The organism is Pseudomonas sp. GW821-FHT05H12, from assembly GCF_059419385.1.
In genome coordinates this window covers 157,371-178,728 of the sequence record NZ_JBWKRS010000001.1, presented here as the reverse complement: position 1 = coordinate 178,728, position 21,358 = coordinate 157,371, and the positions used below count along the sequence as shown (strand labels likewise).

Annotated in this window: 24 protein-coding genes and 1 tRNA gene; 8 read left to right on the top strand and 17 right to left on the bottom strand. The window is 61.1% G+C overall.

From position 1 onward, the window contains the following. Window position 1: 1 nt before the first annotated feature. Window positions 2-88, bottom strand: a tRNA-Leu gene (locus tag AC07SU_RS00825). Window positions 89-313: 225 nt separating this feature from the next. On the opposite strand from AC07SU_RS00825, the gene AC07SU_RS00820 reads away from it, so the two are divergent. Next, a complete protein-coding gene (locus tag AC07SU_RS00820) occupies window positions 314-886 on the top strand; it encodes a hypothetical protein (RefSeq protein ID WP_494995867.1) in 573 nt (190 codons plus the stop codon). Window positions 887-937: 51 nt separating this feature from the next. On the opposite strand, the gene AC07SU_RS00815 is transcribed toward AC07SU_RS00820, so the two are convergent. Beyond that, window positions 938-1,219 carry a hypothetical protein gene (locus AC07SU_RS00815; RefSeq protein ID WP_176995997.1) on the bottom strand — a complete coding sequence of 94 codons (282 nt, stop codon included), beginning with the start codon at window positions 1,217-1,219 and terminating at the stop codon, window positions 938-940. 182 nt (window positions 1,220-1,401) lie between these two features. On the opposite strand from AC07SU_RS00815, the gene AC07SU_RS00810 reads away from it, so the two are divergent. After that, the gene (locus AC07SU_RS00810; protein WP_494995866.1) at window positions 1,402-1,860 is read left to right on the top strand and encodes a GFA family protein; all 459 of its coding nucleotides are present in this window, start codon (window positions 1,402-1,404) and stop codon (window positions 1,858-1,860) included. Between the two features lie 2 nt (window positions 1,861-1,862). Here AC07SU_RS00810 and AC07SU_RS00805 read toward each other — a convergent pair whose 3' ends face one another. Continuing rightward, window positions 1,863-2,390 carry a DinB family protein gene (locus tag AC07SU_RS00805; RefSeq protein WP_494995865.1) on the bottom strand — a complete coding sequence of 176 codons (528 nt, stop codon included), beginning with the start codon at window positions 2,388-2,390 and terminating at the stop codon, window positions 1,863-1,865. 125 nt (window positions 2,391-2,515) lie between these two features. Here AC07SU_RS00805 and AC07SU_RS00800 point away from each other — a divergent pair, with 125 nt between their 5' ends. Further along, window positions 2,516-3,211: a tellurite resistance TerB family protein gene (locus AC07SU_RS00800; protein WP_494995864.1), complete on the top strand. Its 696-nt coding sequence runs from the start codon at window positions 2,516-2,518 to the stop codon at window positions 3,209-3,211. Here the strand turns inward: AC07SU_RS00800 and AC07SU_RS00795 are convergent. The 7 genes from AC07SU_RS00795 to AC07SU_RS00765 form a co-directional block, all read right to left on the bottom strand. Further along, the gene (locus AC07SU_RS00795; protein WP_494995863.1) at window positions 3,208-4,029 is read right to left on the bottom strand and encodes a PA4824 family protein; all 822 of its coding nucleotides are present in this window, start codon (window positions 4,027-4,029) and stop codon (window positions 3,208-3,210) included. The genes AC07SU_RS00800 and AC07SU_RS00795 overlap by 4 nt on opposite strands. Window positions 4,030-4,047: 18 nt before the next feature. Further along, window positions 4,048-4,395: a DUF2493 domain-containing protein gene (locus AC07SU_RS00790; RefSeq protein WP_494995862.1), complete on the bottom strand. Its 348-nt coding sequence runs from the start codon at window positions 4,393-4,395 to the stop codon at window positions 4,048-4,050. Between the two features lie 136 nt (window positions 4,396-4,531). Continuing rightward, window positions 4,532-7,246, bottom strand: a complete 2,715-nt coding sequence (mgtA, locus tag AC07SU_RS00785; RefSeq protein WP_494995861.1) for a magnesium-translocating P-type ATPase — start codon at window positions 7,244-7,246, stop codon at window positions 4,532-4,534. Window positions 7,247-7,480: 234 nt separating this feature from the next. Then, window positions 7,481-7,774 (bottom strand): hypothetical protein, encoded by a 294-nt coding sequence (locus AC07SU_RS00780; RefSeq protein ID WP_494995860.1) that lies wholly within the window; start codon window positions 7,772-7,774, stop codon window positions 7,481-7,483. 318 nt (window positions 7,775-8,092) lie between these two features. Then, window positions 8,093-8,704 carry a LysE family transporter gene (locus AC07SU_RS00775; RefSeq protein WP_176996004.1) on the bottom strand — a complete coding sequence of 204 codons (612 nt, stop codon included), beginning with the start codon at window positions 8,702-8,704 and terminating at the stop codon, window positions 8,093-8,095. Window positions 8,705-8,778: 74 nt separating this feature from the next. Further along, window positions 8,779-9,570, bottom strand: a complete 792-nt coding sequence (locus AC07SU_RS00770) for an AraC family transcriptional regulator (protein WP_494995859.1) — start codon at window positions 9,568-9,570, stop codon at window positions 8,779-8,781. 36 nt (window positions 9,571-9,606) lie between these two features. After that, window positions 9,607-10,890 (bottom strand): arsenic transporter, encoded by a 1,284-nt coding sequence (locus AC07SU_RS00765; protein WP_494995858.1) that lies wholly within the window; start codon window positions 10,888-10,890, stop codon window positions 9,607-9,609. A 140-nt stretch (window positions 10,891-11,030) separates the two neighbouring features. Between AC07SU_RS00765 and AC07SU_RS00760 the strand changes: the two genes are divergently transcribed. From AC07SU_RS00760 to AC07SU_RS00745, 4 genes are all read left to right on the top strand, one after another. Further along, window positions 11,031-11,246, top strand: a complete 216-nt coding sequence (locus AC07SU_RS00760; protein WP_003191339.1) for a hypothetical protein — start codon at window positions 11,031-11,033, stop codon at window positions 11,244-11,246. 70 nt (window positions 11,247-11,316) lie between these two features. Beyond that, window positions 11,317-12,012 carry an AzlC family ABC transporter permease gene (locus tag AC07SU_RS00755; protein ID WP_176996007.1) on the top strand — a complete coding sequence of 232 codons (696 nt, stop codon included), beginning with the start codon at window positions 11,317-11,319 and terminating at the stop codon, window positions 12,010-12,012. After that, complete coding sequence (locus AC07SU_RS00750; RefSeq protein WP_494995857.1) at window positions 12,009-12,320, top strand: AzlD domain-containing protein; 312 nt, start codon at window positions 12,009-12,011, stop codon at window positions 12,318-12,320. The genes AC07SU_RS00755 and AC07SU_RS00750 overlap by 4 nt, the downstream gene beginning before the upstream one ends. A 184-nt stretch (window positions 12,321-12,504) precedes the next feature. Further along, window positions 12,505-12,858, top strand: a complete 354-nt coding sequence (locus AC07SU_RS00745; RefSeq protein WP_176996009.1) for a hypothetical protein — start codon at window positions 12,505-12,507, stop codon at window positions 12,856-12,858. Window positions 12,859-12,997: 139 nt separating this feature from the next. On the opposite strand, the gene AC07SU_RS00740 is transcribed toward AC07SU_RS00745, so the two are convergent. The 7 genes from AC07SU_RS00740 to AC07SU_RS00710 all read right to left on the bottom strand — a co-directional run bounded on the left by AC07SU_RS00740 (window position 12,998) and on the right by AC07SU_RS00710 (window position 20,586). Beyond that, window positions 12,998-14,635 (bottom strand): ABC-F family ATP-binding cassette domain-containing protein, encoded by a 1,638-nt coding sequence (locus AC07SU_RS00740; RefSeq protein WP_494995856.1) that lies wholly within the window; start codon window positions 14,633-14,635, stop codon window positions 12,998-13,000. A 124-nt stretch (window positions 14,636-14,759) separates the two neighbouring features. Further along, the gene (locus AC07SU_RS00735; protein WP_494995855.1) at window positions 14,760-15,809 is read right to left on the bottom strand and encodes a DNA topoisomerase IB; all 1,050 of its coding nucleotides are present in this window, start codon (window positions 15,807-15,809) and stop codon (window positions 14,760-14,762) included. A gap of 78 nt (window positions 15,810-15,887) precedes the next feature. Then, entirely contained in the window at window positions 15,888-16,967 is a 1,080-nt protein-coding gene (modC, locus tag AC07SU_RS00730; RefSeq protein WP_494995854.1) for a molybdenum ABC transporter ATP-binding protein, read from the bottom strand. A 5-nt stretch (window positions 16,968-16,972) separates the two neighbouring features. Then, the gene (gene modB, locus AC07SU_RS00725; RefSeq protein ID WP_120448673.1) at window positions 16,973-17,653 is read right to left on the bottom strand and encodes a molybdate ABC transporter permease subunit; all 681 of its coding nucleotides are present in this window, start codon (window positions 17,651-17,653) and stop codon (window positions 16,973-16,975) included. After that, window positions 17,654-18,421 carry a molybdate ABC transporter substrate-binding protein gene (gene modA, locus AC07SU_RS00720; protein WP_494995853.1) on the bottom strand — a complete coding sequence of 256 codons (768 nt, stop codon included), beginning with the start codon at window positions 18,419-18,421 and terminating at the stop codon, window positions 17,654-17,656. Window positions 18,422-18,539: 118 nt separating this feature from the next. Beyond that, a complete protein-coding gene (locus AC07SU_RS00715) occupies window positions 18,540-19,598 on the bottom strand; it encodes an NAD(P)H-dependent flavin oxidoreductase (protein ID WP_494995852.1) in 1,059 nt (352 codons plus the stop codon). A gap of 109 nt (window positions 19,599-19,707) precedes the next feature. Beyond that, complete coding sequence (locus AC07SU_RS00710) at window positions 19,708-20,586, bottom strand: alpha/beta fold hydrolase (RefSeq protein ID WP_494995851.1); 879 nt, start codon at window positions 20,584-20,586, stop codon at window positions 19,708-19,710. A gap of 174 nt (window positions 20,587-20,760) precedes the next feature. On the opposite strand from AC07SU_RS00710, the gene AC07SU_RS00705 reads away from it, so the two are divergent. Then, window positions 20,761-21,354 carry a CGNR zinc finger domain-containing protein gene (locus AC07SU_RS00705; RefSeq protein WP_494995850.1) on the top strand — a complete coding sequence of 198 codons (594 nt, stop codon included), beginning with the start codon at window positions 20,761-20,763 and terminating at the stop codon, window positions 21,352-21,354. Window positions 21,355-21,358 lie beyond the last annotated feature (4 nt).

Here is a 21,358-nt window from a genome sequence, read left to right as displayed (position 1 = left end):
ATGGTGCCCGAAGCCGGAATCGAACCGGCACGCCCTTACGAGCGGGGGATTTTAAGTCCCATGCGTCTACCAGTTTCGCCATTCGGGCGGTAGCGCGGTGAAGCAGGGTTGGGAATATATAGACCCAAACGCTTCGACGCAAGGTCGCAGCGCGCCTTTCTTGCACAAATGCCCGGCTGAAAAACCTCGATAGATCAGTGATCTACGGATAACTCTTGGCGCAATGCCGAGGATTCTTACAGCACGGGAACAAGATTACAAAATTCCAGTCATAGCGATATGCCATCCCGGCAGTTACGAAAGGAATCTGTTGATGCACAGTGTTCGCAAGCCTTCTCGGATGATTGCTGCAAGCGTAATGGGGTTGTTGTTGGCCAGTGGCGTGAACGTGGCGCAGGCGGGGAGCGCGGTGCAATGGGGGGATTACAGTTCGTCCCGTGGCGACAAGCTCACGGCCAGTACTCTGGAGGCTGGAAACAAGTACGTATTGAGCACGACGGGTTTTTCGGTTGGGGATATTGAACAGCTGCAGGAAGGGCAAAAGCGTGACAGTGAAGAGCTTCAGCGCTTGAAGAGCAAGCTGGAAGAACAGGCTAAATATTTTGAGGAGTTCAAGCGCAAGGACGGCTCAAGTTCCAGTGCCAGCGACAGTCAGTTGTCCGACTTGAAGCGCACGGTAGCCGACCAGAAAAGCACCATCGACAAGCTCAAAAGCGAAGTGGATGACCTCAAGCGCAACTCAAGTTCCAGCTCCAATTCCAGCAACAGCGAACTGTCCCGGCTCAAGAGCGATGTCAGTGACCAAAAACGCAGCATCGACGATCAGAAACGCAGCCTGGACGACCTCAAGCGCAGCCTGGATACCTTGAGCAGCAAGGTGAAATAACCCGCCATTCAGACTGGCGCCTGCTAGCAGCAGGCGCCTTGTCTGAGCCCGTTATACGAACGGCTGGCCGCTGAAACCCCGTGGCAAACGCTGCAACCCGGGCAGGTCGGTCAGGCGTTGCGTCCAGGCACTGCGCCAGTCACTGGCGGTATGCGTCTTGGCTTTACGCGCGGCGCGGCGAGCGGCATTGCGCTGGGTGCGGCGCGCTTCTTTGTAGGCATCGGTGTTGCGGCAGGTACGGCATTTGACACGGTTCAGCTCGGTGCTGGACGTGAGGTTGGTGCCGTGATGGCCGCAGGCCAAATGCCCGGCGACCTTGAAGTGAGTGACCATGTAAGCGTCTCCTTCTTATGGGGGTACGCACAGCCCGACGAGGCGGGTGTACGTGAGCAGGGCGGGGCAATCTCTCCCGGCGCCTTACAGTTACGACCCTGCGCGGCTCACAGCGTTCGGTTTTGTTATCACCGGGGTTCACGCTACCCTGTGTCGTCAATAATCATAAAAAGGAGTGGATGATGAGCGTCGAACACCAACCGCTGGAAGGCAGTTGCCGCTGCAATCGGGTGCGTTTCAGCGTGAGTTTGCCACCAGTGATCACCATGGCCTGCCACTGCACCGGCTGCCAGAAGATGACCTCCAGCGCGTTCTCCCTCAGTGCGCTGATTCCCGCCAGTGGTTTTACCGTGACCCAAGGCTGCCCGGTGATGGGCGGGCTGCACGGCGTGGACCGCCATTATTGCTGCCCGCACTGCATGAGCTGGCTGTTTACCCGCCCCCATGGCATCGATGAATTCGTCAACGTGCGTGCGACTCTGCTGGACAACGCTGGTGCCTACGTACCCTTCATGGAAACCTGGACCAGCGAAAAACTGCCCTGGGCCTCCACACCCGCCGTCGAACGTTTTGCGCAATTGCCCCAGCCACACGACTTCCCGCGCTTGATGCAGGCCTACGCCGAATTCAAGGCGAGCTGATTTCAGTCGATCAGCGCCAGCAGGTCGGTATCGCCGACGTCCACGCCCGCCTGGGTCAGCAACGTGGTTGCCTGGCCCCGGTGGTGGGTCTGGTGATTGAAAAAATGCACCAGCAGGCTGAAGAACGGTTTGTCCGCCGCCACGCCACGCATGTTGTGGTAATGCAGGCGGTGATCCAGGTCGGCTTCACGCAGCGTGCGAGCCCAGTCGATGATGAGTTCATCCAGCCAGGTTCGACGGGCGCGAAGTTCGCGGAGATTGGCGAAGGCGAGTTGCTTCAGGTTTGTCGGCATGGCCAGGTCGTTCAAGGGGGCCAGCGCGGTGAAGCCTGCCGGGTGTTGGGCAAAGCGCTTGAGCCATACGGTGTCGCCCAGGGTGAGGTGATTCAGCGTGCCGAGGATCGAGCCGAAAAATGCCTGCCGGTCCATCGCCAGCTCAGCGTCCGTCAACGTGGCGGCCGCGTCATAGACCTTGCGGTTCATCCACTGGTTGTAGCGGGCCATCAATGCGATGTGTTCGATACGGTTCACCTGCGTTCTCCCTCAGCGGCGCAATGGCGCCATCATAAGGCGTGCCCGCCCGGCGGTCATGGTATTCGCGCAACGGCGGGCTATGGTTGTTGGACGCCTACACTGCGCCCTGGGAGGGTGAAACCATGAACACCAGCGATCTTCTCGAACAACTGCTGCGCGCCGGGCAGCAAGGCGGCGGTGCCTCGGGCGGCGGCCTGGGCGGCTTGCTCGGCGGCTTGTTGAAGGGCGCTGGCACCGGCACTGCGTCAGCCGGTGGTGGTGGCCTGGGTGGATTACTCGGCGGCCTCGGCGGCTTGTTGGGCGGTGCACCTTCGGGCAACGCTGCGCCCAGTCGTTCCGGCGGGATGAATTATGCCGCACTGGCCTCCCTCGGCATGGCGGCCTTCCAGGCCTATCAAGCGTGGCAGCGCCAGCAGGCCACAGCACCACAGCAAGCCTTCCAGACCGTCGACCAGTTGGACGGGCCGCAGGCCGAAGCCCATAGCCATGCGGTATTGCGCGCATTAATCGCGGCGGCCAAGGCGGATGGCCGCATCGATGAGCAAGAACAGCAGATGATCGGCACAGAGATCGGTCGGCATACCGATGACCCGCAATTGCAACAATGGCTCGACGCCGAAGTCGCCAAGCCACTGGATGCTGCCGATTTTGCCGAGTACGCCCATGACCTGGCGCTCGCCTCAGAGGTTTACCTGGCCAGCGTGATGCTGGTGGACGACCAGCAGGACGCCGAGCGCAATTACCTCGACGACCTGGCCGCGCAGTTGCAGATCGACCCTCAGATGCAACTGCACCTGGAGCAGCAAGCCAAGGCTTAGAAGCGCACCGTGGCGCCCGTTGTCAGCCATTGGGCCCTGTCAGCGATCAGGCTGCGCCCGACCACCACGTCCACGTCGACGAACTCACCCAAGTGAAAGCGTGGCCCGGCCTGCCAGGCCTGGTCACCGTCTTGCTGGCCGTAACGCTCGGCAATCAGGCTCAGCGCGGGCGCTACCTGGTATTCAAAACCGGTGCCCCAGGTCAGACGGTGCTTCTGGTCGCCGTCGTTGTAGGCGTGGGTCCAGCCGGCGTCGAGGTTCAGGCGCAAGGCTTCCACGGGTTGCCACGTCAACGGGATATTGAAATCGGCGCCGTCGAAGCTGTGCTGGCGGTCCAGCGCAAAATGCGCCCCAGCCGACAGGGCCAGCTCCAACCCCAGGTCTTTCTGTGTGTAGACCTGGGCTTTGACTTGCGGGTTGACCTGGGTTTCGCCGCTGCTCGCCGTGTCTGCCCGTGAGAGCGCTGCTGTCCATTGCACCGTGGGCATGTCGGTAAAGGTGCACGCTGGCGACAGGGTCTGGCTGTGAGTGCTGCCGTCATGCCGGTTGGCGGTGAACCACGCGTCGATATTGCATTGCCCTGGGTCGTTGATAGCGCCGTCGTCCACCACATAGGAACCGCCCGCCGCATGGGCTTTCGAAAACAGGGCGATCAGCAAGATTAAACCCAAGGTCACGCCGATAAAGATCAAGTTGCGTTGCAGCGCGCGCCGTTTCGCCGGTGGCAGCAGCAACAGGGTGTGGCGAGCGCCGCGATAGTGACGCGCACGGTATTTGGCGAACCCGTCCTGACGGTTCGGTGTGTGTTTTTTGTGCATGATGCACCTCGCTTGAATTCAGCTTTCTACGGTCAGCACCGAAATGCCGCTGGCTTTGGCCAGGCAGACCAGTTCCGACGTGTCGTCACCACCGGGGAGGGCGATGATCACGTCGGGTCGGCTGTCGGTCAGCATGAAATGGTTGCGTTGGCGTTCTGCCTGTTTGCCATGGCGTTGCCAATTGGGCGGGTAACGCACCACGTCGATGCCGATTTCCCGCGCCCATTCCTCAATGTCGCTGCCCAGGAATTGGTTGCCGCCGTGGATCAATACCTGCACGGGGCGCAGGCGGTGGTAGGCGTCCAGCACTTGGCGGGACTTTTTGGTGTCGGCGTAATGACGACCTGCACAGATCAAGACGCGCATAAAAAATTTCCTTACATGGCATACGCTGCCTTTGTGTAGGAGCCGGCTTGCCGGCGATGGGGCCCTTGATGTCGCCGTTGTTCAAGAGGACGCCATCGCCGGCAAGCCGGCTCCTACAAGGGATCGCAGCGCGAACTCAGTACCACTGCTTGAAGCGGCGGATGTAGATCGTCTTCATCAGTTGGGCCACGCAGCAGTAGCTGAGCAGGGTGCCCACTAACCATGGGAAGTACGCCAGCGGCAGCGGCTGCAGGCCTACCAGGGTGCCCAGCGGCGAGAACGGCACGTAGATCCCCAGTGCGATCACGATGCACGTCATCATCAACACCGGCCAGGCGGCCGTGCTCTGGAAGAACGGGATCTTGCGGGTACGCAGCATGTGCACTACCAGGGTTTGCGAGAGCAGCCCTTCGATGAACCAGCCGGACTGGAACAGGGTCTGCATTTCCACGCTGTTGGCGGAGAACACGTACCACATCAGCGCAAAGGTGGTGATGTCGAAGATCGACGAGGTCGGCCCGATCCAGATCATGAAACGCCCGATGTTCTTGGCGTCCCACTTGCGTGGCTTGGCCAGGTATTCCTTGTCCATCTTGTCCCACGGCAGGGCCAGCTGGGAGATGTCATACATCAGGTTTTGCAGCAGCAGGTGGATCGACAGCATCGGCAAAAACGGAATGAACGCACTGGCCACCAGCACCGAAAACACGTTGCCGAAGTTGGAGCTGGCGGTCATGTTCAGGTACTTCATGATGTTGCCGAAGGTTTCGCGGCCCTTGAGCACGCCTTCTTCCAGCACCATCAGGCTCTTTTCCAGCAGGATGATGTCGGCCGACTCCTTGGCGATGTCCGTGCCGCTGTCCACCGAAATGCCCACGTCAGCATCCCGTAGCGCCGGCGCATCGTTGATCCCGTCACCGAGGAAGCCGACGGTGTGACCGTTGGCTTGCAGCGCCTTGAGCACGCGAGATTTTTGCAGCGGTGTCAGCTTGGCGAACACCGTGCGTTCTTCCACGCGACGCAACAGGGTGGCGTCGTCCATCGCTTCAATTTCCACGCCCAGCAGCGGCTGGCCTGGCTCGAGGCCGACCTGGCGGCAGATCTTGCTGGTGACCACGGCGTTGTCGCCGGTCAACACTTTTACGGCGACGCCGATTTGTTGCAGCGCGGCAATCGCCGGACCTGCGGTTTCCTTTGGCGGGTCCAGGAAGGTCAGGAACCCCTGGATGACAAGGTTGCGCTCGTCGGCCGTGGTGTACTGCTGACGGGCCAGGGATTTGGGGATATTACGGGTGGCCACCACCAGCACGCGGAAACCGTCTTCGTTGTAGTCGTTTGCCAGGGCCAGCAGCTCGTCACGACGGCGATCATCCAGCGGCACAGCCTCACCGGCTTCCATCACATGCGTGGAAATGCTCAGCATCTCCTCCACGGCACCCTTGCACACCAGCAATTGGTCGCCGGCGGCATCCTTCACCACAATCGACAGGCGACGGCGCACGAAGTCGAATGGCAATTCATCGACCTTGCTGTAGGCGAACGGCACCTGAAACTTGGGGTTCTGTTCCGAGAACTGCACCACCGCCTGGTCCATCAGGTTTTTCATGCCGCTCTGGTGATAGCTGTTGAGCCACGCCAGGGACAGCACGCTGTCATCCCGCTGGCCATGGGCATTGACGTGGTGTTCCAGGATGATTTTGTCCTGGGTCAGGGTGCCGGTCTTGTCGGTGCACAGTACATCCATGGAACCGAAGTTCTGGATCGCGTTGAGGCGCTTGACCACCACTTTGCGCTTGGCCATGGCCGTAGCGCCCTTGGCCAGGTTGGCGCTGACGATCATTGGCAGCATTTCCGGCGTGAGGCCGACGGCAACCGCCAGGGCAAACAGGAACGCATCGCCCCAGTCGCCTTTGGAGAAACCGTTGAGCAGGAACACGATCGGCACCATCACCAGCATGAAGCGGATCAGCAGCCAGCTAACGCTGTTCACCCCGCGATCAAAGGCGGTTTGCACCCGTGAGCCCACAATCGCCTTGGCCAGGGAGCCGAAGTAAGTGCGCGGGCCGGTGGCCACGACCACGGCCTTGGCGCGGCCGCTGACCACGTTGGTGCCCATGAAGCAGATGTTTGGCAGGTCGAGCAGGTTGCCCTGGTCGGCCGCCATCGTTGAGGCAGATTTTTGCGTCACATCACCGAGGGTGTCGTACTTCTCCACCGGCAAGGCTTCACCGGTGAGCACCGCCTGGCTGATAAACAGGTCGCGGGATTCGATCAGGCGGATGTCGGCGGGGATCATGTCGCCGGCCGACAGCTGCACGATGTCACCGGCCACCAGGTCGCGCATCGGCACTTCCCGCAGGGTCGGTGCGGAGCCAACTTGTTCACGGCGCAGGACGGTGGCGGTGGTGCGCACCATGGCTTTGAGGGCTTCGGCGGATTTGGCCGAACGGTGTTCCTGCCAGAAGCGTAGCAGGCTGCTGAGCAGGACCATGGTCATGATGATCACGACTTTGGTAGGGTCAGCCTCTTCGCCGGCCTGCATCGGCAGCCAGCAATCGGTGACAAAGCTGATACCGCCCAGGGTCAGCAACACATAGATGAACGGGTTGTTCAGCGCCTGCAGGAACTGGACGATGGCGTGTGGCGGCTTGTCATGGGCCACCTCGTTGTAGCCTTCGCGTTGCAGGCGCGCAGCGGCGTCCAGTTCGGTCAGGCCATCCTGGGTGGCCCGCACGTTGGCGAGGGTGGCCGACAGGCCGTTCTGGGCTTCGCGGGCAGCACGCATCGACAGTTTGGTGCTGTCGTCGGTGCCATTTTTCTTGTGCAGAGGCGTGTTTTTTACGGCGCTCATTGTCTGTACTCCTGTCGCCAATTCTCGACAAAACATACCCGGTACTTACCTGAATACAGGCGAGCGAAAGCATGCCGAGCCGCGGACTTCGCGATCGGTTTAAATAAGAGTTTCGATAACTTCTACAGGGCCCGCTTAGTGCGCGTTAGTTATTGTCCGCGCAGCGGGCTACTACTGGATGTGTTCATAAAGAACTCCAGGTTATAGATAAGAAAGTTGCTGTTTCCAGCCGGTTTAAGCCGCGCGAGTGCTCAGGTACAGATCGAACATCAGGCGGGCGTAGGCCAGTCTGGAAACGGTCGGTCTCTGCGGGTCTTGAGGGTCGGCGTGATCCCAGTGCTGCAGCAGTTGGCCGCTCGCAGGGCAGACACGCCAGTGCGCCAGCGGGGGAGCCGGGCGCACTTGGGGGGAGGGTGCAGCAAAGGTCGAGCGGGTAGGGGAAAAGCCTACGGGCTCGCGGCACAGCTTGGCGCGCAGGGCAGCGGCCAGCGTACGAATATCAGGCAAAACAAGTAATTGAAAGGTCATAACACACCTCGGGACCGGACGAGCGACCGGCGAGGCAGTTACGGTGGAGCATCGAGCTCTAGCGCAGCTTACCGGACCTGGAAGGCGAGTCCTGTCATATTCTGGGTTTGGCGCCCGAAGCCCGCAGAGGCGGTGCTCGGACAGCGACTAGATACTGTGTCCATTGGCTTCTTTTGTGAGGTTTAAAAAAGGCCCCAGTTGCGGGCACGGGCAATCTACTCAGACGGTTACTAAATGTCAACGCATGATTAACTAAATTAACCCGTGTTCAGAGTTCATTCAGACAAAGGGCACGGATAAGTTGCATGCCCGATAGCGTTATATACCCAGCGCGGCCAATATCGCCAAGTACAGTAATACCAACCCGCAGGCGCCATAACTAATGCGTTGCCACAGCGGCGACGCCGTGTTGCGCAATACATTCACCAATCCGGCAATCAAAAAACATGACAGCACCGACGCCAGCATGAAGCCGGCAAAAAACATCAGCGTCTGCCCATGGCTGGGCGTGGCGCCGACAATGCCGGTCAACGCACTGCCAAGGGCGCCCCAGTACACAATGTTCTTCGGGTTGGCGAGGGAGATGGCGGCACCCACCGCCAACGCATTCTGCCCTGAGCGGGCGGGCGCGCTGTCGGCGGCGGGTAAGTGCCAGGCGTCGATCAGGCTGCGCAGCCCCAGCCAGGCCAGGTACAGCGCGCACACCACGGTCAGTGGCACGCGCACCGCATCATGCTGGATCAGCAGGGCGATGCCGGTCAGGCCGATCACCGCCCACACCGCGTCGCCCACCAACGAGCCAATCTGTACCAGCAGCGCCGGGGTAAAACCGTGAAGCAAGCCACGGCGCAGCGTCTCTGCCAGCACCGCGCCGGGTGAGAGGCAAAACACAAAACCAAAGACCAACGCGTAGAAAAAGATCGTCAACATGCCTGCTTTCCTTCAAGAGATGGCGGGCAGTGTGAAGAGGGCGCGGGCGGCTGTATTGGACCAGATTGCACGGATCAGCGCTTGAGCACGGTTTGATAGCGCCCAGGCGTCATGCCGTAGGCGGCGCGAAAATGCCGGTTGAGGTGGCTCTGGTCGGCAAAGCCCAAATCATGGGCCACGTCGCTCGCGGCGGCGCCGTTGCGCAGCAGGCCTTTGGCGCGCCGGGTGCGCAGTTGCATGGCCCATTGCCGTGGGCTCAAGCCGGTTTCTTTCTGGAAGGCGCGCAGCAGATGGAATTTGGATAGCCCGAGTTCATCGCCCAAGTGGTCCAGGGGCAGCGATTGATGCAACTGCTCGGCGAGCAACTCCTGGGCGCGGCTGATCAGGTTCCTACCGGTCGCCGTGCTGCCAGGTACACGCACACCGCTGACCGCAACCACTTCACCCAACAGCAGCACCAAGGCTTCTTCATTCAGTTCACGAACCAGTGGGTCGTGGCTCAATGCGCCTTGCACCGCTGCCGCCAGGCGTTGCGCCAGTTGCGGTTGGAAGCACAGCGAGCGATCGAATTCCAGGTGGACCAGGCCAAGGTCTGTCGCCAGCTGATCCGCCATGGCGTACAGGCTGACAAATTGCCAAGGTGCGCCCTCAGCCGCGCCACCGCCTTGAATCTGCCCCGGGTTATACAAGGTGATGGTGCCCGGGCCGGCCTCAAACTCACGACGGTCGAGCCAGACTTTTTCCTCGCCGACCAGATTCACGCCGATCACGCACTCATCGTGGCTGTGCCGCGCAAAGGACAGGCCAGTGCAGGTGGTGCTGGTGACTTCGTAGTTGCCCAGCCAGGCGTGTTGCATGGCGCTCATCGTGTCGGCTCGAGGCAGAATGAGCGCCGAGCATAACTAAATACTCAGGCGCAACGCGAGCGCAGCGAGGGTGATCAGCAACACGGGCAACGTCAGCACAATCCCGACTTTAAAGTAGTAGCCCCAGGTAATGTTGATGCCTTTGCGCGCCAGGATATGCAGCCACAGCAGGGTGGCCAGGCTGCCGATCGGCGTGATCTTTGGGCCCAGGTCGCTGCCGATGACGTTGGCGTAGATCATGGCGTCCTTCACCACGCCTACCGCATGGCTGGCTTCGATGGACAGCGCGCCGATCAATACCGTCGGCAGGTTGTTCATCACCGAGGACAGCAACGCCGTCAGCACCCCGGTACCCAACGCGGCACCCCACACGCCATAACCGGCGAAGCTGTCGAGCCAGGTGGCCAGGTAAGTCGTCAGGCCGGCATTACGCAGGCCATAGACCACCAGGTACATGCCCAGGGAAAAGATCACGATCTGCCAAGGCGCTTCCTTGAGGACCTTGCGCGTGGAAATCTTATGGCCCTTGGCGGCGATCACCAACAGCAGCACCGCACAGGCGGCCGAAATGGCGCTGATGGGAATGCCCAAGGGTTCCAACGCAAAACAGCCGACCAGCAGGATGCCCAGCACCCACCAGCCGGCGCGAAAGGTGGCGCGGTCATGGATCGCATTGGCGGGATCGTCCAGGTCCGCCGGGTCGTAGGTGGCGGGGATATCACGGCGGAAGAACCACAGCAGCACTGCCAGGGTGGCGGCGACACTGACGACGTTCACCGGCACCATCACGGCGGCGTATTCGTTGAAACCGATCTTGAAGTAGTCGGCCGAGACGATATTCACCAGGTTCGACACCACCAAAGGCAGGCTGGCGGTGTCGGCGATAAACCCTGCGCCCATGACGAACGCCAGGGTGGCCGCTGGCGAAAAGCGCAAGGCCAACAGCATCGACATCACGATGGGCGTGAGGATCAGCGCCGCTCCGTCATTGGCAAACAGCGCCGACACCAGCGCACCCAGCAGCACCATGTAGGCAAACAGCTGCCGACCGCGCCCACGCCCCCAGCGCGCCACGTGCAGGGCGGCCCAGGCAAAAAAGCCGGCTTCGTCGAGCAAAAGGCTGATGACGATCAGCGCGACAAACGTACCGGTGGCATTCCAGATGATGTGCCACACCACCGGGATGTCTGCCAGGCTGATCACCCCACAGGCCAAGGCCAGGATGGCGCCCATCGTCGCGCTCCAGCCGACGCCCAACCCCTTGGGCTGCCAAATGACCAACACGATGGTGAGTAGAAAGATGCCAACGGCTACGAGCATTGAGTGTCCCCGGGAAGGATGAAATCGCGTAAGGATTGACCTATGGCATGGCTTTTTAATTCAGCGGCAAGTGCCTGAAATTAAAATGAAACACTACTGTCCTAAAGTGCCCGACCATTGGTGATAAAGGAAGTAACCGCGTGACCCGTGCCACTCGCAACCTGCGCAAGACCCTCGATTCCGTCGCGGAAAATAACGAAACCGCGGCGTTTGACCTGATGCGCGCCGTCGAGAAACTCGGCGATGAAGTGCTGCGCCAGCGCCTTCTCAATACCATTCACCGTCTTAACCAGGACGCCTACGAACTGCGCGAAGCCCGCGATTCGGTGGAACAGGTGTCGGTCAAGCTCGCCTGAGCACGATCGTTCAAGACAAGCCTTTTTTCCACTGGCATGCTTGTCGACTGTTTGTCGATGAGCCGTTTCCATGCCTACTGCCGTCCCTTTCAACGCCTTCGCTCGCGGCGCCATCGCCGTCATTCCGTTATCCCTGGCCTGCGCACCGTGGGGGCTGCTGGCCGGCTCCATGGCGATCGATGCGCAATTCAGCCCGCTGGAAGCACAGGGGCTCTCCGCCATCGTGTTTGCCGGCGCCGCACAATTGGTGGCCATCGGCATGGTCAAGGGTGGCGCCAGCCTGATTTCCATCGTGCTGACCACATTGCTGCTGACCTCCCAGCATTTGCTCTACGGCATGCACATGCGCCCCACATTATCGGCACTCAACACCCGCTGGCGCATGAGCCTGGGCTTCTTGCTGACCGATGAATTCTTTGCACTGGTCAACCACTATGACCGCGAAACCTTTAACCGCTGGTATGCGCTGGGCGTGGGCCTGACCTTCTATATCGCCTGGAACCTCTTCACCCTGGCCGGCATTGTGCTCGGCAAAAGCATCCCAGGGCTTGATCAACTGGGGCTGGAGTTCTCGATTGCTGCGACGTTCATTGCCTTGATCACGCCGGTGGTGCGTGACGTGCCGACGGTGGTGTGCGTGGCCGTGTCCTTGCTGTTCTCGGTGTGGCTGAGTTACCTGCACTGGGAATCGGCGGTGGTGGTGTCCGGGGTATTGGGGATGAGCGCAGGGTATGCCTGCAAGCGGCTGGGAGTCGGGCAGCAATGATCTACGTCATGATCGTGGCCATGGGCCTGGTGGTATTTTTCAACCGTTACCTGTTTATCGAACCGCGCCTGCCGGTGCGCCTCAACCGTGGCGCGCGGGAGTTTCTCGGGTTCGCCGTGCCTGGCATGCTGACGGCGATTTGCGGGCCAATCATTTTCCTGGCTGACCACAAGCTCAATCTGAGCCCGGCCAATCCTTACCTGCTGGCGGGCATCAGTGCCGTCGCGCTGATGTTCTGGACGCGTAGCGTATTGATCACCGTGTTGCTGAGCATGGCGTTGTTCTATCTGTTTCGCTGGTGGCTCTGAACCGCCGGCGAAAAAAAGCCCGCGGGAGAGCGGGCAGAAGGGAGACTTCTTAAAAATGAGCCTGCCGACTATAGGCGGGCCCTTGTCCTTTCACAGTGAAACTAAATTCATCCAGCTGTCAGCGAAGCAGCCCCCACGGGAGCTTAATGGTAGAGTCGCGTTTTTTTTCCAAGGAAGCGATGGCATGCACAAGCTGGTGATTGGCGCGTTGGTGGTGGCAGCACTGTCCGGTTGCGCGGGCTCGAAGATGAAAGACGCGCGCGCTGGCACGCCCTACAAGACCCTGGCGTCGGACAAGGCTCCTCTGGTGGTTGCCCAATGTGTGCAGTTCGGTTGGCAGGATGAAACCGTATTCGGCGTCGACGCCGGCGGGTTCAAGGAGCCGATCGAGGCGGGTGGTTTTACCGTCTACACCACCGGTGGCGATTACTTCGTCGACGTGCGCAGCGCCGGTGCCGGCTCCACGGTCAATTACTTTGCAGCCGAGACCAGCATGGTCGCCCAACGGCGCTTGGCGGCCCTCGCGACCTGCCTGTAATCCTTTGCCTTAGTCATATTCGGAAAAACCCGGCGGGACAGCCGCCGGACATTGGCCTATCATTCTTCCGCTCGCTCGACGTGATGGCTCTTTACCAGTACACGGACGTCGAGGCCGAAACGTCGGGCGGGCCTCTTCCTCATTCCCTCTGTTCCAAGCACCAGCCTTCGGCGTGCCACCCCAACACGTGGGTCGGCTTGATCGCCTGCATGAACGCTTCATCGTGGGAAACCACCAGCATTGCCCCGCAAAATCCCTGCAACGCCTGTTCAAAAGCCCGCACCGATTCCAGGTCCAGGTGGTTGGTCGGCTCATCAAGCAACAACAACTGCGCAGGCACCTCGCGCCATAGGGCAATGGCCATTGCGGCCTTCAGGCGCTCGCCGCCGCTCAATTGGCCACACGGTTGGGTCACACGTGTGGCATCCAGTTGCAGCAAGGCCAGGCGCGTGCGCAATTGAGCTTCAGCCAACGGCGTGTCGAGCAGGTTGAGCTGCTCAAGGACACTGCGTTGATCGTCCAGTAGCGCCAGGTGCTGATCGATATACGCATTCGATACGTGCACCGCAAACTCGCCGCTGATGGCTTGCCAATGGCCTGCGAGCAGCTTGAGCAAGGTGGATTTGCCGCAGCCGTTCGGCCCCTGGATAGCCACGCGCACAGGCCCTGACAGGTTGAGCGTGACGTAGCTCGCGGGTGCCCGCGGATCGAGCCAGGGTAATTGGGCATTTTCCACGGTCAGCACGCTACGGCCGTTGGGCAGTGCCGAGCCGGGCAGGGCCAACAGCGTAGGCGTTTCATCGATCACCCGTTCATAGGCCTGGCGCACCTGGGCATCGAGCTGGTTTTTTTGGGCGTGATGGGCACTGCGCACGGTGCTGACAATTTCCGTGGCGGCACCTTTCCAGCGAGCCTTGGTAAACCGGTCGACGTTGGCGGTTTCTGCGTGTTTGCGCGAACGCGCGGCATTGCGTTGCAGGCTGTCGTGGTCTTTTTGCAGGCGCCGCCGTTCGCGACTGCGCTCCAGGCGGGCATGCTCGAGGGCCGCGACAGCCGCGTGTTGTTCGGTATCGCGCTGCAGGCGATACGCATCGTAGTTGCCGCCAAACACTCGGGCGCCGAGGGGTGACAGTTCGATGATGCGCTGCATCGTGTTCAGCAGCTGTCGGTCATGGCTGACCACCACCAGCCCACCACGCCAGTCCTCTAGCACCTGGAGCAACCAGGCGCGGCCGGCGCTGTCGAGGTGGTTGGTAGGTTCATCGAGAATCAACAGTTCGGTTGCGGCCATTAGCGCACCGATCACCGCGACCCTGGCGAGTTGGCCGCCGCTGAGCTGCTCAGCCGGCGTATCCGCGCATAACTGAGACAAACCTGCCGCATCCAGCGTCGCGCGCAGGCGCTCGGCGAGATCCCAGCGCTCGTCGATCAGTTCCAGGTCGACAGCCTGCGCTTGACCCTGTGCCATGCGCTCAAGGGCCGCCAGTGTCGTGGCGGTCCCAGTGATGTCCGCGATGCTTTCGCCGGGTTGAACGACCAGCGTCTGGGCCACGTAAGCCACCGTCGTCGCCCCCTCTACCGTGCCAGAAGAAGGGGCCAGCTGGCGGGCGAGCAACTGGGCCAGGATACTTTTACCCAGGCCATTACGGCCAACAATGCCGGTGGGTGTGCGATCAATGGACAGGTCAAGGTCTTCCAGCAAGGTCTCGCCATTGGCGAACTGGAAGCACACGTGGTGCAGGGAAACGAGAGCGGGCAGCCGTTTGACGTAAGTCATCAGCACCTCCAAAAAAATGTCTAACAGGCCAACAAGCGCGCCGTGCGGCTTGTCGCAGATACATTTTGGAAGGCTTAGTTGTTCACGTTTGCGGTCGTCCCGTAAGTCAGAAGGGAGGCAAAGGCTAGCGCACCCGGGCCGTCTTCGGCAAGTCAGCGGCCAGTTGCTCGAGAAACATCGCCAAGGCGACTTCCTCGGCTTTCAGGCCCTTGCGCACCCGAGGCTTGGGCAGTTTGGACAGCTCGCCCAGACTGAAATGCTCCAGCACGGCCGGGTGGATATAGCACTTGCGGCACACCGCCGGCGTATTCCCCAGTTGCTTGGCAACCGCCTTGACCATGGCCACCACGTGCCGCTTGGCATCCGATTCTGGTTGCCACTCCAGCTCACGCAACACGGCCAGGGCGAGTGCCGTACCGGCCCAGGTGCGGTAGTCCTTGGCGGTAAAGTCTGCGCCGGTGAGCGTATGAAGGTAGGCGTTGACGTCGTGGGAACTGACGGTATGGCGCTCGCCCTGTTCATCCAGGTATTGAAAGAGATTTTGCCCTGGCAACTCCAGACAGCGTTTGACCACGGTGGCCAAACGGCGGTCTTTAACGCTGACCTGATGCTCAACGCCGCTCTTGCCGCGAAACTGGAACAGGATCTCGCTGCCCTTGATGTCCACATGGCGGTTGCGCAGGGTGGTCAGCCCGTAGGATTTGTTGTCGCGGGCGTATTGGGTATTGCCGACGCGGATCAGCGTGGCGTCGAGCAGCATCACCACGGTGGCCAGGACTTTCTCACGGGTGAAACCAGGCTCGGCGATCTGTGCTTCCAATTGCTTGCGCAGCTTGGGCAGGGCTTCTCCGAACGCCTGCAAGCGCGAGTACTTATCGGTGTCGCGTACTTCGCGCCAGCGCGCATGGTAGCGGTACTGTTTGCGGCCACGGGCATCACGGCCGGTGGCTTGCAAGTGGCCGCGCGGGTCGGCGCAGATCCACACATCGGTATAGGCCGGCGGCACCGCCAGCGCATTGAGGCGCTGGATTTCGTCCGCGTCAGTAATACGCGTGCCTTTGGCATCGAAGTACTGGAACTTGCCGCGCAACGTTTTGCGATGGATACCCGGCTGGGTATCGTCAACGTAATGCAGGTCGCGGGGCAGGTCGGCAAGCAATGCAGAGTCGGGCATGGTGCAACTTCCTTGGCAACGAATCAGACCGGTATGTCTGATGGACCGCACGCGCGTGCGGTCGTGCCAAAAGCTTTGCTAGGCCAGTACCGCCACCGCCTTGATCTGTGCCCATAGCACCTGACCGGGGTGCAGCTGCAACTGGTCGCGGGAGAAGCGCGTGATGCGCGCCAGCAACGGCGTGCCACCAGCCTCCAGGCGCACCAGCACGTGGGCGTTGTTGTCGGCCGTGATGTCTTGAGTGACTGTCACTGGCAAGCGATTGAGGATGCTGCTGTGCTCTTCGGCCTGCAGGCTGAGGCTCACATCCCGCGCCTGGACCTTGACCCGCAGTTGCTTGCCCAACGCCAACGGCGCATGGGCCACGCGCATCTGCAAGGCGCTGTCGGGCAGTTGCAGGGTGAGCAGTTGATAGTCCGCGTCGTAGGCGCTGACGGTGCCGTTGACCACCACACCGGCGTCGTCGCCCAGGGCCATGGGCAGGTCGAGCCGCGCCAGGGTTTCGCCGATCGGCCCGCTGGCCAGGGCCTTGCCGTCGCTCAGCAACACGATGTGGTCGGCCAGCCGCGCCACTTCGTCCTGGGCATGGCTGACGTACAGCACCGGGATGTCCAGCTCATCGTGCAGGCGTTCAAGGTACGGCAGGATCTCGCCCTTGCGCTTGCTGTCCAGCGCCGCCAGTGGTTCATCCATCAACAGCAGTTTCGGACTGGTGAGCAAGGCGCGGGCAATGCCGATGCGCTGTCGCTCACCACCGGACAAGTGCTGCGGGTGACGATCCAGCAGGTGACCGATCCCCAGCAATTCGGTGGCCTGGGCCATGTCCACCCGGCGTTGCTCGGGTTTGATGCGCTTGAGGCCGAATTCCAGGTTGGCGCGCACCGATAAATGAGGAAACAGGCTTGCCTCCTGGAACACATAACCCAGGGCGCGCTTGTGCGGTGGCACGAACAGGCCGCTGCGGCTGTCTTGCCAGATTTCGTCATTGATCTGGATAAAGCCGTCTTCGGCGCGCTCCAGCCCGGCGATACAGCGCAGGCAAGTGGTCTTGCCGGAGCCTGAGTGCCCGTATAACGCGGTCACACCCCGGCCGGGCAGGTGCAGGTCCACGCTCAGGGCGAAGCCCGCGTAGTTTAAGTTGAGGCGTACATCGATCATCGCAGTCAGCTCCAGCCCATCTTGGATTTACGGCTGGAGTACAACGCCAGCAACACAAGGAACGCGAACACCACCATGGAGCCGGCGAGCCAGTGGGCCTGGGCATATTCCATGGCCTCGACATGGTCGTAGATCTGCACCGAGACCACGCGGGTCTTGTCGGGAATATTGCCGCCGATCATCAGCACCACGCCAAACTCACCGACGGTGTGGGCGAAGCCGAGAATCGACGCGGTGATGAACCCGGGGCGGGCCAGGGGCAGGATCACCGTGAAAAACGTGTCCCACGGGTTGGCACGCAACGTGGCGGCCACTTCCAGGGGGCGCGTGCCGATGGCGGAGAAGGCGTTTTGCAACGGCTGCACCACAAACGGCATGGAATAGATCACCGAGCCAATCACCAGCCCGGCGAAGCTGAAGGTCAGGGTGCCCAGGCCCAGCCATTGGGTGAACTGGCCGAAGTAGCCATTGGGGCCCATGGTCAACAGCAGGTAGAAGCCGATCACCGTGGGTGGCAGCACCAGCGGCAAGGCCACGACGGCCCCGATGGGGCCGCGCCACCAGGAGCGGGTGCGCGACAGCCACAGGGCAATCGGAGTGCCGATGACCAGCAGGATCACGGTGGTCAGTGACGCCAGTTTGATGGTCAACCAGATAGCGGAAAAATCGGCACTCGACAGGGGCATTTACAGCTCGTAACCGTAGGATTTGATAACCGCGGCAGCTTTTGGCCCCTTGAGGTATTCAACCAGTGCCTTGGCAGCGGCGCTGTCTTTGCCTTTGTTGAGGATTACCGCGTCTTGTTTGATCGGGTCGTGCATCGAAGCCGGCACGATCCAGGCCGAGCCGCTGGTGACTTTGCCGTCTTTGTAGATCTGCGACAAGGCCACGAAGCCCAACTCGGCATTGCCGGTGGAGACGAACTGATAGGCCTGGGTAATGTTCTGGCCCTCGACGATCTTGTCCTTGACCTTGTCGGTCAGGCCTTCTTTGGCCAGCACTTGGGTGGCGGCCAGGCCGTAAGGCGCGGCTTTCGGGTTGGCGATGGAGAGGTGCTTGAATTCGTTCTTCTTCAGCACGTCGCCTTTGGCATCCACGTAGCCTTCTTTGGCCGACCACAGCGCCAAGGTGCCCACGGCGTAGGTGAAGCGCGAGCCTTTGACGGTGTCGCCTTCGGTTTCGAGTTTTTGCGGGGTGGTGTCGTCGGCGCTCAGGAACACTTCGAACGGTGCGCCGTTCTTGATCTGGGTGTAGAACTGACCGGTGGCGCCGTAGGCGGCGACCAGCTTGTGGCCGGTGTCTTTCTCGAAGTCGGCGGCGATGGCCTGGATCGGTGCGGTGAAGTTGGCGGCCACGGCCACCTGTACTTCATCGGCCTGGGCCGAACCGAATGCGAAGGCGGCAATCAGGGTGGCCAGGGCCGTGGGGGCCAGGCGTGAGGCGCGGATCATCATGAAGCAGCTCCTTGGGGTTGTACGGCTTGTTATAGGTAGAAGGCTTAACCGCTATGTATGGGAATATATAGCGGTTGGCCATTGCCGGTACAGTGCAAAGTTGCCCCAAGTGTCAGATCTATTTGAGCTTGGCCAACGCCTGCTCGGCCAATTGACGTGTGAGGTCATACGTGGAGATATCCTTACCCAGGCGCAGCGCCTGGCCCGACCACAGGTTGCTGAAACCCGCTTCATCTTTGGCTTTGAGTGGAATCAGCGCACCACCGGACGTGGGGAAGGCCGGCGCTGCCGGGTTGATCGCGCCCAGCTCACGCATCACCCGGTTGACGATGCCCCGTGCCGGGCGGCCGGTGAACAGGTTGGTCAGCGCGGTTTCGCTGGCCTGGGCATGGCGCAGCGCGTAGTGATGAGACGCGGTGACATTGGCCTCCGGGGTAAACAGGTACGCGGTGCCGATCTGCACCGCCGAGGCGCCCAGGGCGAAGGCCGCGACGATACCGCGGGCGTCACCGATACCGCCTGCGGCAATCACCGGTACGGCGACGGCGTCGACAATTTGCGGTAACAGGGCGAACAGACCGATCTGGGTATTGAGGTCGTCACTCAGGAACAGGCCGCGATGGCCGCCAGCTTCAATGCCCATGGCGATGATTGCGTCGCAGCCATGTTGCTCCAGCCAGATCGCTTCTTCCACCGTGGTCGCTGACGACAGCACCTTGGCGCCGGTGGCTTTTACCCGGTCCAGCAAGGCTTTTTCCGGCAGGCCGAAGTGAAAGCTGACGACCTCGGGGCGGAATTCTTCTACTACCTGGCAAGCAGCCTCGTTGAATGGCGCGCGGTTGGACACCGGGGTTGGCGCTTCAAAATCGGCGCCCAATTCGCGGTAGTAGGGTTCCAGCAATGCCTTCCAGCGACGGTCACGGGCCTCGTCGGGCGCCGGTGGCTGGTGACAGAAGAAATTCACGTTGATGGGCCGCGTGCTGGCCTGGCGGATGGTAGTTAACCCCTCGCGCAGCTGCTCGATGCTCAAGGCTGCGGCGGGCAGTGAACCCAGTGCGCCGGCGTTGTTCGCAGCGATCACCATGGCGGTGGTCGTGCCCACGGCCATGGGGGCCTGGATGATGGGCAGGTCGATGCCCAGCAGGTCAAGAATGCGCGTGTCTGGCCAGGTGGTCATGGGGTGCGTCTCCAGCGTGAGTAAGACTTTTCGCTGTTTTAACAGGGCCCCTGGCACCCGGCCAGTCTGTTTTATTCACTGGACGAAGGCGGTGTTTCGTGCCGTGCCATCAGTCGATGGCCTGCCCCAGTACGGCGTGAATGCGCTGGGCAATGTGGGCCGCATGGGTTTCCAGGGCGAAGTGGCCAGTGTCCAGTAACTCGACCACGGCGTTGGCGTTGTCACCCGCGTAGGCGTGGGCGCCCGGTGGAATGAAGAAGGGGTCGTTCTGGCCCCAGATCACCAGCGTTGGCACCTGGGTGGCCTTGAAGAACGCCTGGAACGCTGGGTACAGCGTGAGGTTGTTGCGATAGTCGAGGAACAGGTCGAGCTGGATCTCATCGTTGCCTGGGCGCTGCATCAACAGCACGTCCAGCATGTACGATTCCGGCGCGACCAGCTCGGGCTGGCTGACACCGTGCAGGTACTGATAGCGCGTGCCTTCCAGGCTGATCACTGCATGGCGGATCACTTCGCGATTGGCCAGGGTCGGCTCGGCCCAGTATTGGCGGATCGGCGCCCAGGCATCCCCCAGGCCTTCGAGGTAGGCGTTGCCGTTTTGCGAGACCAGCGCACTGACCCGCTGCGGATGCGCCACCGCCAATCGCAGGCCGACCGGCGCGCCGTAGTCAAAGACGTACAAGGCGTAGCGGCTCAATTCAAGCGCGTCGACAAAGTGCCCCACGGTTACGGCCAGGTTGTCGAAGCTGTAGTGGTAGTCACGGTCGGCAGGCACCTCGGTGAAGCCAAAACCTGGCAAATCCGGCGCGATCACCCGGTAGCGGTTGGCGAGCAAGGGAATCAGGTCGCGGTACATGTGGGACGAGCTGGGAAAACCGTGCAGCAGCAACATGACCGGGGCCGCGGGGTCGCCGGCTTCACGGTAGAACATGCGCACGCCATCGACATCGACGTGCTGGTAGCGAATGACAGGAGCTTGGATAGACATGATGAGGGCGCCTTTTGTAACTTGATAAAGTGTGTTTACGGGTTAGCTTTTTTTAAAGCTGCGCTCAAATATGTAACCTGTCAACGTAATTATTCAGGTTAGCTTTTCGCCACTTGTAACTACCCATCCTGATGGTTAGCGGTTACTATCGCGTGATGTTCAAGAGGATCCTCCATGGCAATCACCGTCCCCCCAGCCGTCCCTGACGAGCCCTATGTCCTGGCCGATGATCCGGTGCTGGACATGCTCAACACCCTGGCCAACATCGACGGGGTGCCGTGGGATTTCTGGCAAACCGATGCCGACGTGGAGCGTTGGCTGGTGCGCTTGCAGTGGGTCGAGGAGGGCAGAGCTCCCTCGTTTGAAGCTGGCACCTTGCTGAACGCAGCGCGGCAACTGCGTGAAGTGATTCGGGAGTTGGTAAAGCTGCGTAAGGACGACCAGCCCGGCAATCCGGCCGCCCTCAACAGTTTCCTGCGCAAGGCGGTCAGCCATCCGCAACTGGTGTGGCCTGTGTCGGGGGCGCCGCAGTTGGAGCGCCAGCGCAAACAGCAGACGGCCGAACAATTTCTGTCGCCGATTGCCGAGGCAGCGGCTAATTTATTGGTGGCGGGCGATTTCACCTTGATTCGCCGCTGTGAACATCCGGAATGCATCCTGTGGTTTTATGACCGGACCAAGGCCCACAAACGCCGCTGGTGCAGCATGGCGTTGTGCGGCAACCGGCATAAGGTCGCCGAATTCCGCAAACGAAAACTCAAGCTTTAAAAGG